Here is a 3,612-nt window from a genome sequence, read left to right on the forward strand (position 1 = left end):
GGCGGCGTCGCGGCGGTCGGCGCACCCGGCCCGGAGTGACCGGGGCGACGTGCGGCACGAGCCCGGCGGCGGTCGCGCCGATCGCCGTCGGACCCGGGTTCAACCCTGCATGTGCAGGAACGACCACTGGTGGCCGTCGAGGTCCCGAAAGCCGCGCATGTACCGCCCGCCATTGGTGGTCCCCGGCCCGAGCGACTCCCCGCCTGCCACCGCCGCCCGGTCGACCAGCTCGTCGACCTGCTCCCGACTCTCGGTCGTCACCCCCACGATGACCTCACGGCTGCTCTCCGTGTCCGTCACGGTGAGCCCCGTGTACTCCTCGAAGGCCGAGCGGAGGTGCAGCATCAGCCGGGTGCCGTCGGAGATGGTGAACGCCTGGCTGTCCCCATCCAGCTCGGCCTGCTCGCTGGTGAAGCCGAGCGACCGATAGAACTCGGCGGCGGTGGTCAGGTCACGCACCGGCAGATTGATGAAGGTCATGGTCATCCGTGGTCTCCGTCCGACTCCAGCGGAGCCGCCGCCACGTCGCTGACCGGGCCCCGTACACCGCGCGGACCTGCTCGTACGGTGAGGTGCGGCGCAGAACCAGGGCCACCATCATCCTACGACCGAACCGGCCGTCCGGGCGGTCGTCAGGACTGTTCGCCGGCGAGGTAGACCCACCGGCCGTCCTCGCGGACGAACCGGCTGCGTTCGGTCAGCGTGCCCGGGCGCCCCGCCGCCCGGTGGTGGGCGTGGAAGGTCACCGTGCCGGCGGTGTCGAGCAGGCCGCCCCGCTCGGTCTCGACGACCTCCAGCCGGGTCCACCGCTGCCCCGGGTCCAGCTCCAGCCGCTCCGGGCGGGTCGAGGAGTGCCAGCTCCGCAGCAGGTAGCCGCTGTCGCCGACGGCGAAGGCGCTGAACCGGGAGCGCATCAACGCCTCGGCGGTCGGCGCCTGCGCCACACCCCGGTGTAGCGGCGCGCAGCAGTCGGCGTACGCCTGACCGGAGCCGCACGGGCAGGCCCGTCCCGTCGTCGCGTCCGCCCGCCGGCGCCCCGCACCCTTGCCCACGTCGCCATCCTGCCGCACCACCTGCCGGCCCCGGGCACCGCCCGTCGTCAGTCCAGCGACACCGGCAGCGGCACCGGCCGCTTCGCGACCCGGTCGTCGCCCGAGGACCGGCCGCGCAGGTGCCGGGCCAGCCAGGGCAGCAGGTGCCGTCGGCTCCACGCCAGCTCCGCGCCGAACACCTCGCCCCGCCGACGCCGTGGCGGCGGCGGCAACGGCCGCGTCCAGGAGTCGTCGAACCCGGGCAGACCCGCCGTGTACGCCAGCGCGGCGGCGATCCGTTCATGCCCGGCGCTGTTGGCGTGCAGCCGGTCGTCGCTCCACAGCCGGGGATCGGAGGAGACCGGGTGGGCGCCCAGGTCGAGCAGGGTGGCGCCGGTCCGCGCGGTGGCGGCCCGCAGCGCCTCGTTGAGGGCCAGCATCCGACCCCGCAGCGGCCGGGCCAGCGGCATCACCGGCGCCGGGTCCGGCATCGTGAACGTCAGCACGGTGGCACCCTGCCCGACCAGCGCCCGCTGCATCGCCGCGACATCCTCAGCGACCTTGTCGGCGTCGAACGAGGGGCGCAGCACGTCGTTCATGCCGGCGACCACGGTGGCCAGGTCGGGGGCCAGATCGAGGGCGGGCTGGAGCTGCTCGGCGCGGATCCGCGCGGTGGTCCGGCCACGGATCGCCAGGTTCGCGTACTCCAGGCCGCCCTGGGCGCGGGCCACCGCCAGGGCGAACCGGTCGGCCCAGCCCCGGTAGCCGCCAGCGCCGTCCGGGTCGTCGAGCCCCTCGGTGGTGCTGTCGCCGATCGCCACGTACCGCTGCCACATCACCGCGCGAGGTTAGCCGACGGCGGTGGACGGGGAGTTCACAGCCAGCCCGAGCGCCGGAACAGCCGGTACAGGGCGAGGGCGGCCACCGCCATCAGGGCGAGCGCGCCCGCGTAGCCGTAGCGCCAGGCCAGCTCCGGCATGTGGTCGAAGTTCATGCCGTACACGCCGGCGATGCCGGTCTGGGTGGCCGCGATGGCCGCCCACGCGGCGATCTTGCGCATGTCGTTGTTCTGCTCCACGGCGAGCTGCGCCAGCCGGGACTGGACGATCGAGGTGAGCAGGTCGTCGTACGCGGCCACCCGGTCCACCGCCCGGCCCAACCGGCCGTCCACGTCGACGAACCAGCGGTGCAGGGCGCGCGGCGGCCCGTCCGGGCCCGGGTCGAGCAGCGAACGCAGGGGTGCCTGCAACGGCAGCACCGCCCGCTTGAACTCCACCACCTCCCGCTTGAGCTGGTAGATGTGCTGGATGTTGGCGGAGCGGTCACGGGCGAACACCGACTCCTCGACGCGTTCCAGGTCCCGCTCCACGTGCCCGGCCACCTCCAGGTAGGAGTCGACCATCCGAGCGCAGACCGCGTACGCCACCGCCCACGGTCCCGCGGCCAGCAGCGCCGGCCGGCGCTCGATGTCGGCACGGACGCTGCGCAGCGCCCCGGCGGCCCCGTGCCGCACCGTGAGGGCGAACCGGTCCCCCAGCAGCACCATCACGTCCCCGGTGTCGATCACCTCGGAGGTGTCGGTCAGCTCGTCGTGCTCCACGTACCCGGCGGTGCGCAGCACCAGCAGGGTGACCGGCCCGTGGCGCTGCACGGTGGGCCGGTGCCCGTCAGCGAGCGCCTGCTCGACGGTCAGCTCGTCGAGCCCGAAGGTCCGGCCCACCGCGGCGAGCACCGCCGGCCCGGGCTCGTGCAGCCCCAGCCAGACGAAGGCGTCGCGGCCGCGCCGGGCGTGGGCGTACGCGTCGGCGTAGTGCGGGCGGCCGGGCTCGCGCCGGCCGTTGACGTAGACGGCGCAGTCGACCACGGCGTCCGGGTTGGACCGGCGCGGAGCGGGCGACCGGTCCTCGACCCGACCGAGGAGCCGACGGGTCAGGGCGCGTACGCCTCGGCCGGCCCGGTCCCGTACGGAATGCTGATCCACCGCGTGCCTCCCCGTCGCCGGCGCACCGCTCCACGATGCCCGCAGGGGATGGTGCCACCGCATTCTGCCGAGCGGGGTCCGGCTCCCGACAGCCGGGCGGGCCGGGCTCAGGCCGTGCGGGTGGCGAAGACGACGATGTTGTCCACGTAGTTGCCGGTCCCGGTGTCGAACCGGCCGCCGCAGGTGATCAGGCGCAGCCCGGCGATGTCCGCCGGACCGTAGACCAGCGTGGTGGGGAAGTGCTCCTTGGGGTACGACCGCACACCGTCCACGGTGTACGTAGTGACGCGCGCGTCGGCGCGGGTGATCTGGATCTCCTGGCCGGTGCTTAGGCGGCCGAGATCGAAGAAGACCGCCGGCCCGGCCGGGGAGTCGACGTGTCCCACCAGGACGGCGTTGCCGGTCTCACCCGGGCTGACCCCGTGCCGGTACCAGCCGGCGAGGGCCGGCCGGTCCAGTGGCGGCACCTCCAGCACCCCGGCTGCGTCCGCGCCGACGGGGACGACCTCGGCGCGTACGCCGATGGCCGGGATCTGCACCCGGACGGGCGCGGCGCGGGGCAGCGGCGCCAGGTCCGGTGCGGCGTGGGTGCGGGTCGGC

The 3,612-nt window shown here is 74.6% G+C and carries 5 protein-coding genes; all 5 read right to left on the minus strand.

The features are described from left to right. Positions 1 to 99: 99 nt before the first annotated feature. Positions 100 to 486, minus strand: a complete 387-nt coding sequence (locus tag ACWD6N_RS37485; protein WP_387327874.1) for a VOC family protein — start codon at positions 484 to 486, stop codon at positions 100 to 102. A gap of 146 nt (positions 487 to 632) precedes the next feature. Further along, positions 633 to 1,052, minus strand: coding sequence for a YchJ family protein (locus tag ACWD6N_RS37490; protein WP_387327877.1), 420 nt, complete (start codon positions 1,050 to 1,052; stop codon positions 633 to 635). 47 nt (positions 1,053 to 1,099) lie between these two features. Continuing rightward, the gene (locus ACWD6N_RS37495) at positions 1,100 to 1,867 is read right to left on the minus strand and encodes an SGNH/GDSL hydrolase family protein (RefSeq protein WP_387328040.1); all 768 of its coding nucleotides are present in this window, start codon (positions 1,865 to 1,867) and stop codon (positions 1,100 to 1,102) included. Between the two features lie 38 nt (positions 1,868 to 1,905). Beyond that, positions 1,906 to 3,012, minus strand: coding sequence for a magnesium and cobalt transport protein CorA (locus tag ACWD6N_RS37500; RefSeq protein WP_387327880.1), 1,107 nt, complete (start codon positions 3,010 to 3,012; stop codon positions 1,906 to 1,908). 107 nt (positions 3,013 to 3,119) lie between these two features. Then, positions 3,120 to 3,612, minus strand: a 493-nt coding sequence (locus ACWD6N_RS37505) for a class F sortase (protein ID WP_450006719.1), incomplete at its 5' end; no start/stop codon positions are given.

The sequence above is a fragment of the Micromonospora sp. NPDC005163 genome (genome assembly GCF_053599835.1).

Coding starts and splice junctions, on each gene's coding strand:
- ACWD6N_RS37495 (WP_387328040.1), bottom strand. CDS start 1,867: ATGTGGCAGCGGTACGTGGCGATCGGCGACAGCACCACCGAGGGGCTC.
- ACWD6N_RS37485 (WP_387327874.1), bottom strand. CDS start 486: ATGACCATGACCTTCATCAATCTGCCGGTGCGTGACCTGACCACCGCC.